This window comes from Paraburkholderia yinzeri (genome assembly GCF_046581065.1).
Lineage (GTDB): Bacteria > Pseudomonadota > Gammaproteobacteria > Burkholderiales > Burkholderiaceae > Paraburkholderia.
On record NZ_JBFOCJ010000003.1, the window covers coordinates 929,196 to 949,745 of the forward strand.

The following is a 20,550-nucleotide window of genomic DNA, read 5'->3' on the forward strand; positions in this document are numbered from 1 at the left end:
CTTAATTCGTGGTCAGCAATGGACTATCGTCAAAACCCCGCGATACTCGTGGCCGACGCGTTGGGCCTCGACTTCCTGAACTCCGTCGCAACGCCCGTGGACGAACCCGTTGACTGGGTGAGTGACGGGGAAGGCCTGCTAGCCTGGCTCGCGCAAACGGGCCTTGTGCCGCCTGCCGTGCTCGCGCAGTTGCGCGCAAAGGCCACGCGGGAGGAGTTGGACGCCGTGGCCGCGCGAGCGCGAGAACTGCGCGAATGGTTCAGGGGCTTCGTGCGTTCCCGCAAGGGAAAGCCGCTAACGGCACACGATCTCGACGACCTTGAACCCCTCAACCGGCTGCTCGCCCAGGACAAGCGGCATGAAGCGATCGTCGCGGCCACCGACGGCAGCACGCCGGCGCTGGCACTGCACGCGTACCGGCGCTGGACGACGCCGGACGCGTTGTTGCTGCCGATAGCCGAGGCCATGGCGAAACTGGTGTGCGAAGAAGACTTCACGCATGTGAAAGCGTGCGAGGGTCCACGCTGCACGCTGCTGTTCGCCGATCACACGCGCGGCCACGCGCGCCGCTGGTGCAGCATGGCGCTCTGCGGCAATCGGGCGAAGGTTGCCGCGCACCGCAAGCGGCTAAAGGAGCAAAGCGGGGAACAAAGCAAGGAGTAAGGCAGTAAACGTGACGGGAGACGGTACGGTAGTGCACACGATGCGCGTATGATCTCCCCCCACGAATGATCTTCCATTACCGGGTTTGACCATGAATTCTTCTGCCGATAGCGCCTCGCCACGCCCGCTGCGCGCGCTCACGCAACTCGAGGCGCGCATTCTGGGCGTGCTGGTCGAGAAGCAGCACACGGTGCCCGACACTTACCCGCTGTCGCTCAACGCGTTGACGTCCGGCTGCAACCAGAAGACGGCGCGCACGCCGGTGATGAACGTCAGCGAGACCGAAGTGCTTGGCACCATCGAGGATCTCAAACACCTGAGCCTGGTGTTCGAGGGCAGCAGCAGCCGCGTGCCGCGTTTCGAGCACAACCTGAATCGCGTGCTGGGCATTCCGGGCCAGGCCGTGGCGCTGCTGACGGTGATTCTGCTGCGCGGCGCGCAGACGGCGGCCGAGTTGCGTCTGAACTCCGCACGGCTGCACGGGTTCGCGGACGTGTCGTCGGTCGAGGCCTTCCTCGACGAACTGGCCGAGCGCGAGCCGCCGCTCGTCGTGAAGCTGCCGCGCGCGCCGGGCGAGCGCGAGAACCGCTGGATGCATCTGCTGTGCGGCGAGGTGGAAATGAGCGCGGGCGCCGCGGCGGCTGGCGATGCGCCGGTGATCGGCAATGCCGTCTCGTTGGCGGAATTCGAAACGTTGCGCGGCGAGCATGAGCGGCTTGCCGAAGAGGTGGTTCGGCTGCGCGCGCTCGTCGAGCGCCTTGCTGCTGAACTGGGGGTTGGGGTCGATGAGCGGGGGCAGCAGACGTAACGGCAGACGAGGCGGCGCGCTACGCGAATAGCGTGGCGCATAAAACCTTAAGCATGCCTTACCCTATAACCAGCAAAAACAGCCATTCCCATCGAAATTCACTACGACCCGGGGCGGGAATGCGTTTCGACCATAGCATGGAGATCTCTATCCATGGCTCGCAACACAGACACGGCGGTCGCGAGATCCGACTCGCCGATTGCGGCCCACACGCGTTTGACCTGTGTTTCAAGGTCGCGAATTGTGCAGATGAACGTAGCGGCTTCGATCAGAGACGCTTTTTCGTTTATCAGGTAGCGCCCATTGAGCGCAAACAAAACCTGCGCCATGCAGCACAACGCCCGATATGCACACCCCGCCACGTGCACCTGCTCGTGGCGCGAGATCGCCGTCTGCGCATTGTCGATGCTAAACGACACCTCCCAGAGGAATGTATTGACTAGTGCCGTGCGCAGTGCCACCGGATACGGTGAAGTTGAAGCTTTGAGCTTGTGGATGCTTTCGTCCGGATCGTAAAGGGGTTGGCATAGCGCCACCTCCCCCATCCAGATCGCAGAGCAGAACCCATGCGGATGTCCAGGCTGGTATTCCATCAAGACGCGCCCCGCGCGGCATTCGTCGATCACGGTGGCAACGCGCTCAATATTCCGATACAGAAGATCGACTTTTCGCCCCGCGACCGAGAGCCAACCGCCACCCACTATGCGGGGGCCCCATTCTCCAACAGGCGTTACGGCCGCTGAAACCGGATCGTCGACCAGTGTCCTGACCACGTTCAGCAACGATTCTGTATCCAGCGGTTCAGCGGATTCAAAATAGAGCCCGATATCGTAGTCGGACGCCTCGTTAGCTGTTCCCCTGGCACGAGACCCACCCAGGACTACCGCAACAACGCCGGGCACCTTTGCCAGAGATGGGACTATTCGCTTCAACAGCGTGTCCGTGATGGTGGGCATGTTTGAACCTTGTAGTCTGGAAATGCTTCACGACCGCAGCGCTTCATCGTCGTCGGCCGTGTGAGCAAACGGTAGTCCGGCACTTCGACGTTTCGCCAAACAGTGAAACAATTCGATAAGCGGTGCGTCGACAATAGAGTGCCGAGGTCGCGTAAAACTATCATGGAAACTCAAATCGCGAGCCTGCCGGTACTGTACTTCGGGCCCCCGTTGTCGATCGCCGCGATCACCGGCTCCGGCATTACTTCGCTCTTGGCCGATGCCTGAGAAGAAATTCTAGAACCCGGAACTCGAAGCCAGTCGATTTGGGCATGATGCAAGCTCCATGCTCAGGTCTTCTGACAAATGCAGGAAGGACCGAGGCCACGCTTCCCATTGTTGTCGACGACCCGTCGAAGCATGGCAGCGCCGCATCGCTCATTCCCCTTCGCTCGGAACCTCCTATACTGTTGCTACGCAGGCTCTGTCTCCCCCGATGACGAAGGCTGCCAGAAAGCCCCGGTGGCCGCATCCGCCGGGGCTTTCGCTTACCTGCCCGCCCGCGATCGGCCGTGGACGGCGCTGATCAGGTGTCCTTGAAAGCCGAAGGCAAAAACGAGCGCAAACATGGAATCAGCCAATACGTTGGCCACATCCGATGACGGCGGCCTGAACGCGGACGATGCGACGGAGCCCCCGGACGAGATCGCCCGGATCGTCGCATTCCGCAAACAGCACCGGGAATCCCAGCGGCAGTTCTGGCGGCTCCTCGGCGTCGCCCAGTCCAGCGGCAGCCGCTACGAGGCTCGCGAACTGCCAATGCCCCTGCCGGTTCGCCTGCTAGTGGAGCTACGCCTGTCCGGGGGAATTACGGGTGAGGATCTTCGAGCAGTCAGGCGACCGACGGCGGCGGCCGGCACTACGTCTGCCGTTTCTATTGTGGCGCCGGTCTCCGGCGGACTGCGGCGCCGCTACCATTTCCGCCAGGACTGATCCGCAGGTCCGGCCGTAGTCCGCACTAACCGGATCCGCCGCCATGACCGAATCCTTCGAAGCCGCGTTCGGGACGCTCACTGATGTTCCCGCTTGCAGGCGCCTGCTGATGGGCTGCGGACCTCCAAGCGGGGAACTCGAGTGGTGCGCCTTGGGCATTGGGGACGTGGATCCGGGCGCAATGCTGGGCATGTCCCCGATCGGCCGGGAGATTGCCGCCTGCATCGAAGCGTTCCGCGCACAGCCGGATAAGCTGACCATCGAATTTCTCCCCTGCGCGTCGACAAACTCGGTGACCGTGCTCGTGATGGGGGCGGTTTCGCTTCGGGAAGTCGCGGACTGGATGCAGGAGATGCTGGAAGCCATCTCTGGCGATTACGTGCCGGCCTGGCTTGCGCAACAATGCGGCCTGCGCAACCGACCCGGCACAACGGATTCTTCCCCGTGAAGCCGGCACGGCCAGGCAGCGGAGAAAGAACATGCTTAGGATGACGAATCATTTATCGAGATATTCGGACAGGCAACCCGCATTTCGGCAGTGGCGTATTCCAGGAATACAACACCCCTCCGAATGGGAATCACGTGAACTATCTCCAGGCGCAACCCCTCGATGGCTCGTCTGCCCAGCGCATCACCGTCGGCCGCGCCCTCTCCGCCGGAAACGACCGACGGCTCCGGTATATCAACGAAGCCGGAGTTCTGATACGCGATACGCGGTGGAAACGGGCTTCCATCCGTCCGGGGTACTGAAAGATCGGGATGCGAGGCTCGTGGCATCATGAAACTGCCTCTGATTCGTTGTCGCGATGTGACACTTGCGCCGGCCGAACCTCGCTGCGCCCTCAACCGCTGCTCACGCTCCGTGGCTACGCTCACTGTCGAGGTGCGCCATTTGCGCCGCGGCGTAACGCTCGCCGGCGGCCGCGCCTCTCGGCACCGCGCGCTCGATGGCCGCAAGATCGTCGGCGCTCAGGACTACGTCCAGCGCGCCGAGAGCTTCGGTCAGCCGGTCGCGGCGCCGCGCGCCGATCAGCGGCACGACGATGTCGTCCTGGGCGGCCACCCAGGCAATCGCGATTTGCGCCACCGTTACGCCCTTTTCCCCGGCAACCGTCCGCAGCGCCTCGACGAGCGCGAGATTGCGATCGACGTTCTCGCCCTGGAAGCGCGGGCTGTACGCGCGAAAATCGCCGGCGCCCGCCGCGCTCTTCTGCCAGTGCCCGCTGATGAGCCCGCGCGAAAGCACGCCATACGCGGTAATGCCGATACCGAGTTCGCGGCAGGCAGGCAAAATCTCGTCTTCGATGCTGCGCGAGATCAGTGAATACTCGATCTGCAAATCGCAGACGGGATGCACGGCGGCCGCACGGCGGATGGTCGCCGCACCGACCTCGGAGAGGCCGACGTGCCGCACGTAACCCGCCTTGATCATGTCGCCGATCGCGCCCACGGTTTCCTCGATCGGCACGTTCGGGTCGAGGCGCGCGGGCCGGTAGATGTCGATGTGGTCCACGCCCAGCCGTTGCAACGAATAGGCGAGGAAGTTCTTCACCGCAGCGGGACGCGCATCATACAGCGACCAGCCGCCCGCCGGATCGCGCATCGCACCGAACTTCACGCTGACGATCGCGGCATCGCGACGCGAAGGCGGCGCGCTCTTCAGCGCCTCGGCGATCAGCAATTCGTTGTGGCCCGAACCGTAGAAGTCGCCGGTGTCCAGCAAGGTCACGCCCGCCTCCAGCGCGGCGTGAATGGTGGCGATGCTCTCCGCGCGATCGGACGGACCATACATGCCCGACATGCCCATGCAGCCAAGGCCAATGGCCGAGCTGAGAGGTCCCGTTGCGCCGAGTCGAAGCTGCTTCATGTCTTTCTCCTGAACTGGCACCGCACACGAGCGGCGGTGGACGAGACGGATTATGGGCGCACCTTTGGCGTGCGATAATCCCCCTCAAACCGAATAGGTTGTCCAGATTTCCGCACAATGCCTGAGACCGGCTTCGCTTCCTGGCTGGCTATGGGTGAATGGTCCCGCCCAATCCTCTCAGCAAAAGACCTCCTTGCACCACCGGGCACCGCCTGTTAGAGTCCAAAAAACTATTCACTGCATAGTTTCACGTGAATGGGATGGTGTCATGCAGGCACCGCCCCTGGACAAGGAGACAGCATGGAAGTCAGGAACCTGCCGGAAGCAGCCCAGCGCACGCTCGCTACGTGGCACGACCTCCTCGAACGCAATGCGATGGAGGAACTGGACCCGCTGCTGTCCGACAACATTGTCTTTCGCTCGCCGGTGGCGCACACGCCTTATCCCGGCAAGACGGCGATCAAGCTGGTGCTGAAGACCGTCAACACCGTATTCGAGGACTTCCGCTACCACCGCACCTTCGCGAGCGACGACGGGCAAAGCATCGTGCTGGAGTTCAGCGCCACCGTGAACGGCAAGGCCCTGAAAGGCATCGACATGCTGCGTCTCGACGCGCACGGCAAGATCGAGGAATTCGAAGTGATGGTGCGCCCGATGAGCGGCCTGCAAGCGCTCGCCGCCGAAATGGGTGCGCGGCTCGCCGCCGCTCAAGCCGTGCTGACCGGCACGGACGCGTGAGTATCGGGAGACATCATGGTTCCCGCAATATGGTTCGGAGAACGGAATTATTCGCCCGCATGGATGCGGGCGGAAATGCAGCGAATTCTCGCCGGGCTGCACGGATTGCAGTGCAAGGAAGGCGACACGGTTGCCGCCATGCTACGCAATAGCCCCGAGTATGTCGCACTGGTGCTGGCCTGCCGCCAGGCCGGCCTCTACCTGGCATCGATCAACTGGCATTTCAAGGCGCTGGAAGCCGCACATATCCTCACGGACAGCGCCGCGCACACGCTGTTCGTCGACGCGGACCTGCTCGCCCAGATCCGCGAGGGAATTCCCGAAGGGGTCCATGTTGTCGCCGTAGCGCACACGGACACCACGGCCGCCACGGCTGCGGACCGCGAGGCATACCGCTGGACGGACTTCGGCAGCGGCCTGCCGCCCATGCCGCCGCGCGCCGGCCTGCTGCACGGCGCCATCACCTATACCTCGGGCACCACCGGCAAGCCCAAGGGCGTACGCCGCATTCCGTGGTCTCCCGACGAGCAGGTGACGATGCAGCCGCGCCTGCAGCGCGTCGTCGATATCGTGTATGGGACCGGCACCGACGTGACGGCCTATTTTTCGGCGCCGATCTATCACAGCGCGGTGATGAACTATCTGCTGCACTTCAGTCAGCTCGGCGCCACGCTGGTGCTGGAACCGCGCTTCGATCCCGATCGAACGCTCGATCTTCTGGCGCAGCATCGCGTCACGCATGCCTACCTCGTGCCCACCATGTATCAGCGGCTGCTGGCCGTGGATCCCGCCGTCCGCGCTCGCCGCGATCTGTCCGCCTTGCGCCACGTCGCCTCGACCGGTTCGCCCTGCGCCGCCCCGCTGAAGCAGGCCATGATCGACTGGCTAGGCCCCGTCGTCACCGAGGCCTACGGATCGAGCGAGGCGGGCTACACGACCTTTATCGATTCCGCCGACTGGCTGAGCCACGCGGGTTCGGCCGGGCGCCCGTTGCCCGATGCCGAAGTCCGTATCCTCGACGAAAACGGCAACGCACTGCCCGTGCGGGAGATCGGCCTGATCTACGTGCGTCAGCACGCCGTGCCCGACTTCACCTACATCAACCGGCCCGACGCGCGCGCGGCGGCAGAGCGCGACGGTCTCGTCACGCTGGGCGACATGGGCTACCTGGACGAGGACGGCTTCCTCTATATCTGCGACCGGAAAGCGGACATGGTGATCTCCGGCGGGGTAAACATCTATCCGGCGGAAATCGAATCCGTACTCCTCACTATGCCCGGTATCGAGGATTGCGCGGTCTTCGGCATTCCCGACCCGGAGTTCGGCGAAGCGCTGGCTGCGGCGGTCCAGCCGCGCGCCGGCAGCCTCATCGAAGCCCATGCCGTGCAGGACTTCCTGCGCGAACGCATCGCCAACTACAAGGTGCCTCGCGTAGTCGAGATTCATGCGGCGCTGCCGCGCGAAGATAGTGGCAAGATCTTCAAACGGCGTTTGCGCGAACCGCATTGGCAGGGTCAGGCACGCGTGATCTGACACAAGCACACCGACACAGGCGGTGCACCGCGCTCAGCGCTTCTCCGTCGCCGCCTTCAATGCGGAGAGGCAAAACTGGACGACGATGTCGGCCAGTTTTTCTGCGGTGGGGTTTTGAGTCGACGAGATGGAAATCTTGCGGCCATCGAGGGTCAGCACGGCAAGCCCGTGCGTTGCCGCCCAGACGGCAAACGCGAGTTCCTCTTCACTCAGCGCACTGGCGTCCGCACCCTCCAGGCAGGGGGCAATCGCGCGCCGCAGCAGGTGAAAGGAGGCCGAACCCGCTTCCAGCAGTTCCGGATACTGTTCGCGATTCTGGATCTCCGGCCCGAACATCAGGTGAAAGCGTGCCGGATGCGCCTGAGCGAATTCGACATAGGCCAGCATGACCGAACGCAGGCGCCCGGCCGCGTCTTCCGGGTCGACCTCGTCCAGCCGCGTGTGACGGAAGCTCACCAGATCGCGGAAGGCTTGGGCCGCGATGGCCGCGAGCAATCCGTTGCGGTCCTGGAAGTGATACGCCGGTGCCCCCGGCGAGACTCCGGCGAGCCTGGCGGCCGTACGCATGCTCATGCCCGCGATCCCTTCGGTGTCGAGCAGATGAGTGCCCCAGGCGATCAGCGAAGCACGCAGATCGCCGTGATGCCACTGCCCCTCCGGCTTGATGGTCCCGCCCGCCGTACGCGCTGAGACTTTGCGCTTCGGGGAAGGCCGGCCGTGTTCGGATAAAGATCGGGTCATGCGCGGTAGTGTAGCAGGGCGGTCTGGACGGATTGCCGCCAGTTCGCCTTACCCCTTACCGTCAAGCCGGTGCGTTCTCGGTGTTCAGCTTCGACACCACGCCCGTCCTGGTGTCGTAGTGGTAGCCCTGCTGCTCGAGTTGGGCGCTGATCGCTTCGACGATCAGCCGTTGCTGGACATCCTTGCGCAGCAGTTCGTGCTCCGGATTGATGGAATTCAGCTCGGCGGCAAGCCGACGGCTCAGCGAGGCTTCGCCGGCGCCGCGGGCGTGAACGACAATCATCTTTTCGTTGGCCTGGGCCAACTGCTGTTTCAGTCCGTTCGCGTACTCGGACCACTTCTTCATGTTCTCGCGAGCTTCGGCAATCGCAGCGGCGTGACTCTCCGCTTCGCGCGAGATCTGCGCCTTCAGCGCTTCGATTTCCTGCGGATCGGCATCCGCCGGCGACGTCGAATCCGCGCCCTCGACCTTTTCGCTCGCCAGCGCGCCTTCGGCAAGTTCCGCCGCATGCTGCTGTGCCGCGTTGGCGCGCGCTTCGGCCTCGGACAAGCTGGTCGAGAGCCGGGCGATTTCGGAGGCATCCGCGTTGCGTTCATCGGTCAGGCTGGCGAGCTGTGCCTGGGCCGTGTGCAGTTCATGGGCGGCGGCATCGCGTTCGGCCTGCGCGCCGGCAACTTCCTCACGCCGGGCGGCGTGCGCTTCCTGCTCGGCCTGCAGCGCCGTACGAATCGCTTCCAGTTCGCTTTCAAGACGCGCGACTGCTTCGGAATGCGTAGCTTCCAGTGCCGCTGCGCGCTCGGAATCGCTGTCCGTGCCTGCGCCAATCGGCTCTTCCCGCAAGCTCGCCTCGGCGAATTCCGCCTCCTGGCGCGAGCGCGCTTCGCGCTCCGCAGCCAGATCCGACATCGCGCGGTCCAGTTCCGCCTGAAGGGTCGCAACGTGCTCCGCAAGCTCCTGGGCGCGCTTCTCCGCGGCGTCGGTCCGTTGCACCGCGAGCGCGATGTCTTCTTCCAGGCCCGCTACTGTATCGACTTTCGCCTCGTAGGCATCCGTCATCTGATTCAACTGGCTTTGCAGCGCATCGAGTTCCTGGACGGTGTTCTGCAGTTCCGCGAGCGCGTCGTCGCGCTCGGTGCAGGCGTCCTCGACGCGCTGGCGCATCGCCGCAAGGCGCCGCGCCACCGCCCGCTCGGCCTCGTCCTGCGCCGACGTCCACAACCGGTCGAGCGCGTCGCGCATCGTGTCCGTCACGGTCTCGGGCAAAGCAGGACGCTCCACCACCTGCGGCACCCGCGGCGCGCGCGTTTCGCGCCACTTGCGCAACGCCGCCGCCACCGAGACCACCGAACCCGTATGGACTTCGGACCAGATGGCCAAGGGAGACACCGTCTGGCCTTCATTAGCCATCCGGTTTGCGATTTCAGCAATCTGTTCGTCCGTGATCGTAATGCTGCTTGACATATCTGCCTCGACATAACGCGAGCGGTGACGAATGCCATTTCGTCGTTCGGCGGGTAGGGGCGCAATACGGCCCCCTCGTGTAAGTACAGATTGTCGGGTAGCGCGCGTGCGGTTAATCGCTCGAAAAGCCGGGCTTACGCGCGGGTATTCATGAGATTGCGGTGCCTTGGAGCCCCGGAGTTGCCCTGCTCATTATGAGGTCCAGATCACATCCGGCCTGGCGGAGCCGAACGATCCGCGTGCGCCATCATTTGACCGCTTCGGCTTCCTTGAACTCGCCCGCGGCCGGCACGCTGCCCGACGGACTCATCATGCGCGGCTGCAGCATCAGCGCGACGAGCGCACTCCACCCGGTCTGATGCGATGCGCCGACGCCGCGCCCGTTGTCGCCGTGGAAGTACTCGTGAAACAGCACGAGGTCGCGGCAATGCGGATCCGCCTGAAGCAGCGGGTAGGCGCCCATCACCGGGCGCTCGTTGTTGCCGTCGAGCAAAAAGAGCGTCGTGACGCGGCGCGCCAGTTCGTCGGCGATCTGCGCGAGCGACAGCTTCTTGCCCGAGCCGGTCGGATACTCCACCCGAAAGTCGTCGCCGTAATAGCGGTGAAATTCGTACAGCGACTCGATCAGCAAATAGTTGACCGGCATCCACACCGGGCCGCGCCAGTTCGAATTGCCGCCGAACACACGCGAGTCCGACTCGGCGGGCAGGTATTGGACGCTGAAATTGCAGCCGTTGTAGCGGTAGACGAAAGGCTCGTCGAGGTGGGCGCGCGACAGCGCGCGCACGCCATGCTCCGAAAGGAACTCGCTTTCGTCGAGCACGCGACGCAGGAGCGCCTTCATGCGGTGCCCGCGCAAGAGCGAAAGCAGCAGCGCATTGCCCTTGCCCGGCTCGTTCCAGCGCGACACGAGCTGCGCAAGGTCGGGCCGGTGCTGGAGAAACCAGACGAGCCGGTCGCGCAGGCCCGGCAGGTTGCCATGGACGTGCTCTTCCAGCACGCGCACGGCGAAAAGAGGGATCAGTCCGACGATCGAGCGCATCCGCAGCGGCATGGTGGTGCCGTCGGGCAGTTGCAGCTTGTCGTAGAAGAACTCGTCGACGCTGTCCCAGAGACCCGTCTCGCAGCCGTCGTCGCTGCTAACGGCACTCGCGATATACAGGAAATGCTCGAAGAACTTCACGCCGATATCGACGAACACGTGATTCGCGAACGCGAGTTCGAGCGCCATCCGCATGAGGTCCAGCGCATACGCGGCCATCCATGCGGTGCCGTCCGCCTGATCGAGACGGCCGCCCGTCGGCAGCGGCGACGAACGGTCGAAGATGCCGACGTTGTCGAGTCCCAGGAAGCCGCCCTGGAAGATGTTGTGGCCGTCCGCATCCTTGCGGTTCACCCACCAGGAAAAATTCAGCAGCAGCTTGTGGAAGATCCGCTCTAGAAAATCGCGGTCGGCGTGACCGGTGATCGAGCGATCGATTTCATAGACGCGCCACGCCGCCCACGCGTGCACCGGCGGATTCGCGTCGCCGAATGCCCACTCGTACGCAGGAAGCTGGCCGTTGGGATGCTGGTAGCGATCCTTCACGAGCAGCAGCATTTGCTTCTTCGCGAACATCGGATCGACCAGGGAGAACGCGACCGCCTGGAACGCGAGATCCCACGATGCGTACCACGGGTACTCCCACTTGTCCGGCATCGAGAGGATGTCCGCGTTGCACAGATGCCGCCAGTCCGCGTTGCGCCCGCGCCGGCGGCCCGCGGGTGGGGGCGGCTGCAGCGGGTCGCCTTCCATCCAGCGGTTCACGTCGTACTGGTAGTACTGCTTCGACCACAGCAGACCCGCGAGCGCCTGACGCTGCACGAGCCGCGCGTCGGCACTCTCGATGTCATGCTGCAGCGCGTTGTAGAACGCGTCCGCTTCGGCAATACGGTGCGCAAAAAGGGCGTCGATATCGAGCGACACTTCCTCCCTGGGCACGGACAGCGGGCGCCAGCGGAACGTGACGACGGCGCGGCCGTGCGCCGCGAGTTCGAAATGGACCCGCGCGACCGCCTTCGTGCCGGCGTCGCGCCGGATCGCGTCTCCACGGCCATGCACGACATAGTCGTTGATGCCGTCCTTGAACGGGCCTGCGCTGTCCATGCCGAAGAGCCGCTTCACGTTGGTGTCGTTTTCGCAAAACAGCCACTCGACCCTCGCGCCGTCCTGCGAGGCTGCCGTCACGACGAGCGGCTCATGCGTATCGCTCCGCGCCACGACGTGCTCTCCGTCGGACGACGAAACGAGCGTGAGCGACGGCTTGCCTGCCGCCTTCCACGACCACGTGTTGCGTGCCCAGATCTGCGGCAGCACGTCGAGCGAGGCATGCTGCCCCGCCCGGTTCTCGACCGTGATCCGCATGACGATGTCGTCCGGCGTGTGCTTCGCGTACTCGATCTGGACGTCGAAATAGCGCTCGTCGTCGAATACGCCGGTGTCGAGAATCTCGTATTCGGGCATGTGCTCGCCGCGCCGCGCGTTCTCCTCGATCAGATCCTGGTACGGAAACGCGGCCTGCGGGTACTTGTAGAGCATGCGCATATACGAATGCGTCGGCGTGCTGTCGAGGTAGAAATACAGCTCCTTCACGTCCTCGCCGTGATTGCCCTCTTCGTTCGTGAGTCCGAACAGACGCTCCTTCAGGATCGGGTCGAGGCCGTTCCACAGCGCGACCGAGAAGCACCAGCCGAGCCGCTCATCGGCAAAGCCCGCCAGGCCGTCCTCGCCCCAGCGATAGGCGCGCATGCGCGCGTGGTCGTGCGGGAAATAGTCCCATGCGGTGCCGTGCTCGCTATAGTCTTCGCGCACCGTGCCCCACTGGCGCTCGCTCAGGTACGGCCCCCAGCGTTGCCAGCGGGCATAGTCGTTCGAGTACAGGCGTTGGCCTTCAACCGTCTGGCTGAGGCCGTCAGCACGCTGCAGCATGGGCATCTCCTGCTCTTGCGGCCGCCGGGATGCGGCCGCGGAGGTCGGGCTTCGGGCGCCGGTTGGCGCGCGGGTGCGTCGAGAGTCACATGCTAGCGCGGTTTGCCTGCCGGCAGGCGGCACGGCAGACCGATGCCGGCTACCCCGGCTCGCCGAGCCGTTTGAGCACACGTAGCAGTTCGCCGAGCGACCACGCCTGGAACGGCGCGCCGCCCGGCCTGTGCGGCGCGTCCCCGTCGGCGACTTCAGAGACATGATCGAGCCCGGCGCGATCGAGATGCGCGAGGAGCGGCGCGACAAAACGCTCGTGCGCGAGCGCGCGCTGCGCCGCGGTATCGCCATTGACGCGCAGCCACGCCTCCACGAAGGGCCCCAGCAGCCAGGGCCAGACGGTGCCCTGGTGATACGCGCCATCGCGCTCCAGCACACCGCCACGGTAATACCCGCGATACGCGCGATCCGAAGGTGCCAGCGTACGCAGCCCCATGGGTGTGAGCAAATGCGCTTCGACCTGGGCGACGACCGCGCGCGCCGCGTCGCCTTCGAGCAGCGCGAACGGCAGACCGCCCGCCGCGAAGATCTGATTCGGCCGAATCGAGCGGTCGACGTTGCCGTCGACGTGATCGACGTCGATCACGTCGAATAGCGCGCCCGTCGACCGGTCGACGAAGCGTTCCACGAACGCGGCGCTCGCGCGCGCTTCGAGTTCGCGCCAGCGCGTATCCCAGGCGCCTGCCGTGCGGAGCGCGTTGATCCACAACGCCTCGATTTCAACCGGCTTGCCGATGCGCGGCGTGACCACCCAGTCGCCCGCTTTCGCATCCATCCACGTGAGCTGCACGCCCGGCACACCGGCTCGCAGCAGCCCGTCGCGCGGATCGGCGGCGATCCCGTAGCGCGTGCCGCGCGCATAGCCCTGGAGGATGGCGTCGACCGCGTCTTGCAGCACGCGCCGCGCGGCGGACGGCACGTTCGCGGCCGAGCAATACTCGTGCACCGCAACGACGAACCACAGCGAGGCGTCGACCGAGTTGTATTCGGGCGCACCGCCGGTATCGGGAAAGCGATTCGGCAGCATGCCCTCGGAGACCGTCGCCGCCCATTCGAGCAGGATCGCGCCCGCGTCCTCATGGCGACCGCTCGCGAGCAGCAACCCGCGCATGGCGATGAACGTGTCGCGGCCCCAGTCGGTGAACCAGGGGTAGCCCGCGACGATCGTGCGGCCCGTGCCGCGCGCGACCAGGTAGGCGTCGGCGGAGCGCTGCAGGCGCGAGCCGAGGGGGGCCATGCGCGCGGCCTCGAAGCCGACGAGCCGCGCCGCATGGCTCGCCGCGCCGTCGCCAGTCTCTTGCGGCGTATTGGCCGCGCCAGAGCGTAGTTCCGCGCGGAACAGGAGCACGGCGTCGCCTTTGCCGAGGTCGAACGAAAACACCCCGGGCGTTGCAAGATCCTCGATGCAGTCGAGACCGCGCTCTCGTTCACGCAGATAGCAGAAATTGCGGTACCAGTCCGGCGCATGCGTATAGCTGCCGTTCGAGCGGGCCACGATCGCGGGCAGATCGCCGTACGGCTGCCAGCGCACCCGCTCGCCGTCGATCTGCGCATCGAACGCGAACGCGGGGTTCTCATGGTGCAGCGCATGGTAGTCGCGGCCCGACATCAGCGGGCGGACTTTCAGCGTGGGCGTGGGCGTTACGTCGCCTAGCATGGTGGTATGGGCGGCTCCTTCGGCAGGGGTTTCGAGCCGCCAGCGCAGCATGGTCTCCCGGCTCGCCTTCGCAACAAACCATTCGGCAACGAGCACGGCGCCGCCTTCGAGCCGGTAGCGCCACGTCGGCCAGGGCGCCGTGTCGAAGCTCGCGATGCTGCCCGAGGTATCGGGATAGAGCAGATCGGGCGCGTAGCGCTGCATCGTCAGCGCGATCTTGCGATCGCCGCATTCGAGCCACGCTTCGATGCCGTTGACGAGGACCACGCGGCCGGTGGGCGGCTGCGTCGCGGCGAGCAGCAGCGCGTGATAGCGGCGCGTACGCGCCGTCCCGACCGTGCCCGAAGCGAATCCGCCCTCACCGTCCGCTTCGAGCCATTCGTCGTCCAGGCGGGCCGCATCGATGGGACTATCAAGGTGCGTCATCGGGGTACCTCGCCCTCGCGGATAGCGTATGGCGCCGAGTGTAATGGAAGCGTCGCCGTTGCGTGCTCGCGAGGTGCCGCGCCGTTCGCCAGGTGCAGTAGATGGTGGCCTGTCCGGTCATGAACTCAGGTTGAGCGCCGCCCCCTTTGCCGCTTCCGGTCGTCGGGCCCGATGACGAGGTGCTGGCTGAAGTGGGCCCTGACAAAGTCCACGAATACGCGCACTTTGGGCGTCATTTTCCGGTTGCTGGGCCACACGATGTGGAACGTGTTGGAATCTGCCACGTAGGTGTCCAGCACGGTCTTCAAGCGTCCCTCCGCAACCGCGTTCTTGACGGCGAAGTCCGGCGCGCATGTGATCCCCCGCCCCGCCAAAGCCAGGTAGAGCAAAACGTCCAGGCTGCTGCATACCATCGTCAAGGGTAGCGACGAACCTGCTGCAGTGAATGCCGATTGCCGCAGGGGCCATTGATACAGCGCCCCTGTCGTGGCCCAGCGATAGTGCAGGCACGCATGATCCAAAAGGTCATCCGGCTTCGCTGGCGTTCCCTTTCTTCGCAGATAGGCCGGCGCAGCCACCACGCAGGCGCGCCAGGGTCCAAGGGGACGCGACACCAGACGCGAGTCCCGCAGCGCGCTCCCTCGAATCACTACGTCGAATCCTTCATCGATCACATCGACCAGTCGATCCGTGACATCAAGATCGAGCTCGATTTCCGGATGGCTTTCCATGAACGCGGAAATCACGGGCAGCGGCAGCCCCGCGGAAAGCGACAGCCCAACCCGCAGCCTCCCGCGCGGGTGTTGTGCCATCACGCTCAGTTCGTCCTCCGCTGCCTGCACTTCGCCGAGAATGCGTTTGCATCTCTCCAGGAACATTTCGCCTTCGGACGTAAGACGGACGCTCCTCGTGCTGCGCTGAAAGAGCCGCACGCCAACGCGCTCTTCAAGTCGCGAAATGCTTTTACTGACGGCTGAAGCGGAGATGCCAAGACCTCTCCCCGCAGCGGCAAAACTCCGCGTTTGCGCCGTCCGTACAAAGACATCCAGGCCGCCCAGCGCACTCAAATTCTCCACGTTGGCTCCAAAATCGATTAGTGACATTTTTGTCATTACAGACAAGAACAGTAGCCCCGTTAATCACGCGGAGTCAATGCGATTACGATGGAATCGAAAGGCAGTTCGCCTTTATGGGATCCCGGCGAGCCGCTTCAAACAGGAGAAAATTCTCGTGAATACTACTGAACATCTCGATGCTTACCTCGAAGCCATGGGCAAGCGCCACGCCGAGGGGACGCTTGCCCACATGGCGGACGACGTCGTGCTCCACAGCCCGATCGCCCCCGCGCCTATCGAGGGCAAGCAACGCGTGGCCCATGTCCTCACCCAGCTTCTCAGCACCGTGGACGCCTTCGAACCGAAGCGCGTCCTGCGCGATGGGGCCGACTTTGTCGCGATCTTCACGATCCGGTTCGGTGACCACGTCATCAACGGCATGGATCACATGCGCCTCAACGACGCCGGCCTTGTCGACAGCATGACGGTTGCATGGCGCCCGCTTCCGGCGATTGTCGCCGTGCAGCAAAAACTGGCTCCGAAATTGGGAGGGAAAGCGCTCATGCTGGTTCCCGCGGACGCCCCCGCCTGATCGACTGACCGTTTTGCCCGCCAGAAGACGCGCGCTTTGCGCCCCTTCGATGCCGCCTTCGGGCGGCGAATCTGGCAGATCGTCCAATTTTCGCCAATAATGGCCGAACCTCCACTACTGGACGATGGCGGCCATGGATTACCATCCCGAAGCCATCCGCACGATCGCTCTGGTCGGGCACGCCGGATGCGGAAAAACCTCCCTTGCCGAAGCGCTGCTGCATCAGGGCGGCGCACTGCACGCCCCAGGCAGCGTGAGCCGCGGCAGCACCCTCTGCGATTTCGATCCGCTCGAACGCAAGTATCACCACTCGCTCAGTTCCGCCGTCGCCCATTTGCACTATCGCGACACGCGCGTCTATCTGCTCGACACGCCGGGTTATCCCGACTTCGCGGGCCTCGCGATCAGCACGCTGCCCGCGGTCGAAACGGCCGCCATCGTGATCAACGCCCGAACGGGCATTGAAATGACGACCCGCCGCATGATGGCGTACGCGCAGCAACGCAAGCTTTGCCGGATGATCGTCGTGAACGGCATCGACGGCGAGAAGGTCGATCTTCCGGGCATACTGGCCGAGATCCAGGAGGTGTTCGGCAAGACGTGCCTGCCCATCAATCTGCCGGCGCAGGGCGGTCGCGAAGTGGTGGACTGCTTTTTCAACCCGGCGGGCGAAGCCGACTTTCATTCCGTGGAAGCGGCGCACAATGCGCTCATCGACCAGGTGATCGAGCTCGACCCCGCGTTGATGGAGCTGTATCTGGAACAAGGCGAAGCCGTCCGTCCCGAGCAGTTGCACGAACCCTTCGAGCGCGCGTTGCGCGAAGGCCATCTGGTGCCGGTCTGCTTCACTTCGGCGGCCACCGGAGCCGGCATTGCACAATTGCTCGACGTGTTCGTGCGACTCCTGCCCAATGTCACCGAAGGCAACCCGCCGCTTTTCTATCGCGAAGTCGACCATCAGGTGAAGGCCGTGCATGCCGAGCCGGTTGCGGACAAGCACGTGCTCGCACACGTCTTCAAGATCGTGATGGACCCCTACATCGGCAAGATGGCCGTGTTTCGCATCCATCAAGGCACGGTCGTGCGCGACCGGGAGCTCTATATCGGCGAAGGGCGTCAGCCGTTCAAGGTGACGCGTCTGTTCATGCTGCAGGGCAAGGAGCACACGGACGTCCTGCGCGCCGGCCCCGGCGACATCTGCGCCGTCGCGAAAGTCGACGAGATCGGCTTCGCGCGGACTCGGCGAGCTGCATCTGCGCTTCATGCTGGAGCGGCTGACCGACCAGTACAAGCTGGAGGTCATCACGAGGCCGCCCACCATCGCGTGGCGGGAAACCATAGGCGGCAAGGCGGAGGGGCACTACCGGCACAAGAAGCAGACGGGCGGCGCGGGCCAGTTCGGCGAAGTCATGCTGCGCGTGGAGCCGTTGCCGCGTGGCGAGGGCTTCGAGTTCGTGGATGCCGTCAAAGGCGGCGCCATTCCTTCACAGTTCATTCCGGCGGTGGAAAAAGGCATCCGTCAGGTCGTCGACAGCGGACCGTTGGCCGGCTTTCCGATGCAGGACGTGCGCGTGACCGTATTCGACGGCAAGAGCCATCCGGTCGACTCGAAGGAGGTGGCGTTCGTGATGGCGGGGCGCAAGGCGTTTATCGACGCGGTGCTGAAAGCCCAGCCAATCGTGCTCGAACCCATTGTCGACATCGAGGTCATGACGCCCGAAGCGACGTTGGGCGACATCATCGGCGACCTGTCGGCACGCCGCGGGCAGGTGCACGGAACACGCACGGTGGGCGGCAATGCGATGGTCCTTGCGGGCAAGGTCCCGCTGGCCGAACTCAATGACTACCAGTCACGCCTGAACGCGATGGCGGGCGGACATGGCAGCTACAGCATCCAGTTGAGCCACTACGATCCGGTGCCGACCGTTCAGCAGGAGCGGCTCGCGGCTCAGCACAAGAGTCGGGGCGACAACGCCGAGTGAGCATCAAGTATCGCGGCGGCCGGAATCAGCCGTCGCTCAACTGTCTGGCGGCCGCGCCGGTACCTTCTGCCAGCCTCCGGGGCAACTCTGCACGTAAGGGTAGTAGCGCTGAGACATGGGGCAGTAGTACCAGACGGCCAGTTGCGCGGGAGGACCCGGATCGTCCGCGCCCGGGTAGCCCGCGCCCTGATCGTCCGGATACGCCGCGCCGGCCTCCGGCTGACCCTGCTCGATGTACTCCGTGGGCGGCAACAGGTCGCTGGACACGTACGGGTAGTAGACGCTGCCGTAATAGGCCGGGGCGTAGTACGGATAGAACGGATAGCCGTAGATGAAGCCCGGACCGAAGTAGAAGCCGACGTTCACGCCGCCGCAGCAACCGTACCAGCCATGGTAGTAACCGCCGTGATACCAGCCGTAGTAGCCGCCGTGGTACCAGCCGCCGCCGCGGTAGCCGCCATTCCAGCCGCTGCTGTGGTTCACGCCGCGATAGCCGCCGTAGCCGCCATAGTGGCCTCCGCCGCGAAACCAGCCTCTGCCCGCGGTGGCCGTGGCGCTGATGCATAGCGCCGCCAGCACGAACAGCAGCAGGCACAATCCACGCTTGATCATGATGCCCACCTCGATAGCTCCGTGCCCCGTCCGGCACGACACGGCATCCGTGTCGGCCAGCCCCGGATGAGAACCCGCTGCGACAGCGGAATGTCATCGGGGCGCACTGGTTAGCCTCATAGATCAGTTTAGGCGTCGGGACGACATTTTTCCTGCCGGGTCGGGCGGCCGGGTCGGGGCTGTGCCGAACGCTCCCGCAAGAAAGCCGGCCATAAAGGCACGCGAGGTGTGCGCAGCAGAAAGCGCGCAGTAAACGAGCCGGGGCGCCGGCATGCCGGCGCCCCGGTAACGGACGGGCTATTCGTGTACCCGTCCCTTAGAAGCGGTTTCAAAAAGAGTTCGTAGGGGCTGTTAACCCGTAACGCAAACTGTTACCTCGATCGTTGTCACAACAGGATCGAGGAGATGGGCAAACCAATCATCGACGACGAACTGTGGGCGCTGATCGAGCCACTGCTACCACCGGCGAAACCACGCCGCTTCAAGTATCCGGGCCGCACAAGCCAGTACCGGATCGCGCCGCGCCGACCGGCATCTTGTTCGTGCTGAAGACCGGCATCCGCTGGCGAGATCTGCCAGCAGAGATGGGATGCGGCTCCGGCGTCAGTTGCGGGCGAAGGCTACGCGATTGGCAGCAAGCCGGCGTGTGGGATCGACTGCACGCACTGCTGCTGGCGAAACTACGAGTGGCCGAGAAGATCGACTTCTCCCGCGTCGTCGTCGATTCATCGTCGATTCGTGCGGTTGGGGTGGGCGAAAAACTGGCCCGAATCCCACCGACCGAGCGCGACCCGGTTCCAGGCACCACGTCGCCACCGACGCCAACGGCACGCCGATCGCGGCAATCCTGACTGGCGCCAATCGTCATGACGTCACCCAACTGATCCCCTTGATCGAGGCCATCGTGCCGGTTGGCGGCGTGCGCGGCCGGCCGCTGAGTCGCCCTGGGCGGATCTACGCTGACCGTGGTTACGATCATGACAAGTACCGACACCTTCTTCACGCGCGAAACATCCCCACCAGCATTGCGCGGCGTGCTCACCCGCACGATAGCGGCCTTGGGAAAGTCCGTTGGGTCGTCGAACGTACACATGCCTGGTTGCATAACTTCCGCCGTCTACGTATTCGTTTCGAACGTCGTCTCGACATTCATGGTGCGTTGCTCTCCCTCGTTGCTGCTGTCATCTGCTCCCGCTCCGTGGATGACTTGTGTTAGCCGTTCTTAACGGCTTGATTCCGAGGTCTACCTGCGTATGGGGCCGACGTTGGCAGGCAACCCTGAGCAGGCCAGGCGACCTTTCATCTGGGCCTGATTCCAAAAAAGGGGCGCATGACAAAGGTGCGATGCAGCCCGGCGGCCGGCAGTTTCGAACTTCTCCTATTCTGACGGATCAAGCCACCCAGTAAATTGAGATAGTGGTGGCGCAGGCAATCCCGCTGGCTGCAGGTCGTGTTTGCAGGCCGGCC

General features: G+C 64.3%; 15 protein-coding genes and 2 pseudogenes. 9 read left to right on the top strand and 8 right to left on the bottom strand.

Features of this window, described 5'->3' with window-relative positions; genetic code table 11:
* Positions 1 to 18 precede the first annotated feature (18 nt).
* The gene (locus tag WJ542_RS30980; protein WP_411193350.1) at positions 19 to 663 is read left to right on the top strand and encodes a CGNR zinc finger domain-containing protein; all 645 of its coding nucleotides are present in this window, start codon (positions 19 to 21) and stop codon (positions 661 to 663) included.
* A gap of 91 nt (positions 664 to 754) precedes the next feature.
* Positions 755 to 1,471, top strand: a complete 717-nt coding sequence (locus WJ542_RS30985) for a YceH family protein (protein ID WP_411193351.1) — start codon at positions 755 to 757, stop codon at positions 1,469 to 1,471.
* Positions 1,472 to 1,572: 101 nt separating this feature from the next.
* On the opposite strand, the gene WJ542_RS30990 is transcribed toward WJ542_RS30985, so the two are convergent.
* Complete coding sequence (locus WJ542_RS30990; RefSeq protein WP_411193352.1) at positions 1,573 to 2,427, bottom strand: nucleotidyltransferase domain-containing protein; 855 nt, start codon at positions 2,425 to 2,427, stop codon at positions 1,573 to 1,575.
* A 606-nt stretch (positions 2,428 to 3,033) separates the two neighbouring features.
* Here WJ542_RS30990 and WJ542_RS30995 point away from each other — a divergent pair.
* Both WJ542_RS30995 and WJ542_RS31000 read left to right on the top strand, forming a co-directional pair.
* Positions 3,034 to 3,399, top strand: coding sequence for a hypothetical protein (locus tag WJ542_RS30995; RefSeq protein WP_411193353.1), 366 nt, complete (start codon positions 3,034 to 3,036; stop codon positions 3,397 to 3,399).
* Between the two features lie 43 nt (positions 3,400 to 3,442).
* Positions 3,443 to 3,847 carry a hypothetical protein gene (locus WJ542_RS31000; protein ID WP_411193354.1) on the top strand — a complete coding sequence of 135 codons (405 nt, stop codon included), beginning with the start codon at positions 3,443 to 3,445 and terminating at the stop codon, positions 3,845 to 3,847.
* Positions 3,848 to 4,252: 405 nt separating this feature from the next.
* Here the strand turns inward: WJ542_RS31000 and WJ542_RS31005 are convergent, their stop codons facing one another.
* Positions 4,253 to 5,266 carry an aldo/keto reductase gene (locus WJ542_RS31005; protein ID WP_411193355.1) on the bottom strand — a complete coding sequence of 338 codons (1,014 nt, stop codon included), beginning with the start codon at positions 5,264 to 5,266 and terminating at the stop codon, positions 4,253 to 4,255.
* Between the two features lie 300 nt (positions 5,267 to 5,566).
* On the opposite strand from WJ542_RS31005, the gene WJ542_RS31010 reads away from it, so the two are divergent.
* Together WJ542_RS31010 and WJ542_RS31015 are read left to right on the top strand one after the other, a co-directional pair.
* On the top strand, positions 5,567 to 6,004 hold the full coding sequence (locus tag WJ542_RS31010) for a nuclear transport factor 2 family protein (protein ID WP_411193356.1): 438 nt from the start codon (positions 5,567 to 5,569) through the stop codon (positions 6,002 to 6,004).
* Between the two features lie 15 nt (positions 6,005 to 6,019).
* Entirely contained in the window at positions 6,020 to 7,537 is a 1,518-nt protein-coding gene (locus tag WJ542_RS31015; RefSeq protein WP_411193357.1) for an AMP-binding protein, read from the top strand.
* A 33-nt stretch (positions 7,538 to 7,570) separates the two neighbouring features.
* Here the strand turns inward: WJ542_RS31015 and WJ542_RS31020 are convergent, their stop codons facing one another.
* The 5 genes from WJ542_RS31020 to WJ542_RS31040 all read right to left on the bottom strand — a co-directional run bounded on the left by WJ542_RS31020 (position 7,571) and on the right by WJ542_RS31040 (position 15,909).
* Positions 7,571 to 8,104 carry a TetR-like C-terminal domain-containing protein gene (locus tag WJ542_RS31020; protein ID WP_411193358.1) on the bottom strand — a complete coding sequence of 178 codons (534 nt, stop codon included), beginning with the start codon at positions 8,102 to 8,104 and terminating at the stop codon, positions 7,571 to 7,573.
* Between the two features lie 235 nt (positions 8,105 to 8,339).
* A complete protein-coding gene (locus tag WJ542_RS31025) occupies positions 8,340 to 9,740 on the bottom strand; it encodes a DNA-binding protein (protein WP_411193359.1) in 1,401 nt (466 codons plus the stop codon).
* Between the two features lie 247 nt (positions 9,741 to 9,987).
* Complete coding sequence (locus WJ542_RS31030; protein ID WP_411193360.1) at positions 9,988 to 12,714, bottom strand: MGH1-like glycoside hydrolase domain-containing protein; 2,727 nt, start codon at positions 12,712 to 12,714, stop codon at positions 9,988 to 9,990.
* A 133-nt stretch (positions 12,715 to 12,847) separates the two neighbouring features.
* Positions 12,848 to 14,842 (bottom strand): amylo-alpha-1,6-glucosidase, encoded by a 1,995-nt coding sequence (locus tag WJ542_RS31035; protein WP_411193361.1) that lies wholly within the window; start codon positions 14,840 to 14,842, stop codon positions 12,848 to 12,850.
* Positions 14,843 to 14,967: 125 nt separating this feature from the next.
* Positions 14,968 to 15,909: a LysR family transcriptional regulator gene (locus tag WJ542_RS31040; RefSeq protein WP_411193579.1), complete on the bottom strand. Its 942-nt coding sequence runs from the start codon at positions 15,907 to 15,909 to the stop codon at positions 14,968 to 14,970.
* A 163-nt stretch (positions 15,910 to 16,072) separates the two neighbouring features.
* On the opposite strand from WJ542_RS31040, the gene WJ542_RS31045 reads away from it, so the two are divergent.
* Together WJ542_RS31045 and WJ542_RS31050 are read left to right on the top strand one after the other, a co-directional pair.
* Entirely contained in the window at positions 16,073 to 16,489 is a 417-nt protein-coding gene (locus WJ542_RS31045) for a nuclear transport factor 2 family protein (RefSeq protein ID WP_411193362.1), read from the top strand.
* A gap of 133 nt (positions 16,490 to 16,622) precedes the next feature.
* Positions 16,623 to 18,471, top strand: a pseudogene (locus WJ542_RS31050) (elongation factor G).
* A 36-nt stretch (positions 18,472 to 18,507) separates the two neighbouring features.
* On the opposite strand, the gene WJ542_RS31055 reads toward WJ542_RS31050, so the two are convergent.
* Positions 18,508 to 19,083, bottom strand: a complete 576-nt coding sequence (locus tag WJ542_RS31055) for a hypothetical protein (RefSeq protein ID WP_411193363.1) — start codon at positions 19,081 to 19,083, stop codon at positions 18,508 to 18,510.
* A gap of 405 nt (positions 19,084 to 19,488) precedes the next feature.
* Here WJ542_RS31055 and WJ542_RS31060 point away from each other — a divergent pair.
* Positions 19,489 to 20,299: pseudogene (locus WJ542_RS31060) on the top strand (IS5 family transposase).
* Positions 20,300 to 20,550: the final 251 nt, after the last annotated feature.

What these genes read in the sequence shown, in the direction of transcription:
- WJ542_RS30995 (WP_411193353.1), top strand. Translation starts at nt 3,034, where the DNA reads ATGGAATCAGCCAATACGTTGGCCACATCCGATGACGGCGGCCTGAAC.
- WJ542_RS30985 (WP_411193351.1), top strand. Translation starts at nt 755, where the DNA reads ATGAATTCTTCTGCCGATAGCGCCTCGCCACGCCCGCTGCGCGCGCTC.
- WJ542_RS31015 (WP_411193357.1), top strand. Translation starts at nt 6,020, where the DNA reads ATGGTTCCCGCAATATGGTTCGGAGAACGGAATTATTCGCCCGCATGG.
- WJ542_RS30980 (WP_411193350.1), top strand. Translation starts at nt 19, where the DNA reads ATGGACTATCGTCAAAACCCCGCGATACTCGTGGCCGACGCGTTGGGC.
- WJ542_RS31005 (WP_411193355.1), bottom strand. Translation starts at nt 5,266, where the DNA reads ATGAAGCAGCTTCGACTCGGCGCAACGGGACCTCTCAGCTCGGCCATT.
- WJ542_RS31030 (WP_411193360.1), bottom strand. Translation starts at nt 12,714, where the DNA reads ATGCCCATGCTGCAGCGTGCTGACGGCCTCAGCCAGACGGTTGAAGGC.
- WJ542_RS31055 (WP_411193363.1), bottom strand. Translation starts at nt 19,083, where the DNA reads ATGATCAAGCGTGGATTGTGCCTGCTGCTGTTCGTGCTGGCGGCGCTA.
- WJ542_RS31010 (WP_411193356.1), top strand. Translation starts at nt 5,567, where the DNA reads ATGGAAGTCAGGAACCTGCCGGAAGCAGCCCAGCGCACGCTCGCTACG.
- WJ542_RS31000 (WP_411193354.1), top strand. Translation starts at nt 3,443, where the DNA reads ATGACCGAATCCTTCGAAGCCGCGTTCGGGACGCTCACTGATGTTCCC.
- WJ542_RS31025 (WP_411193359.1), bottom strand. Translation starts at nt 9,740, where the DNA reads ATGTCAAGCAGCATTACGATCACGGACGAACAGATTGCTGAAATCGCA.
- WJ542_RS31020 (WP_411193358.1), bottom strand. Translation starts at nt 8,104, where the DNA reads ATGCGTACGGCCGCCAGGCTCGCCGGAGTCTCGCCGGGGGCACCGGCG.
- WJ542_RS30990 (WP_411193352.1), bottom strand. Translation starts at nt 2,427, where the DNA reads ATGCCCACCATCACGGACACGCTGTTGAAGCGAATAGTCCCATCTCTG.
- WJ542_RS31035 (WP_411193361.1), bottom strand. Translation starts at nt 14,842, where the DNA reads ATGACGCACCTTGATAGTCCCATCGATGCGGCCCGCCTGGACGACGAA.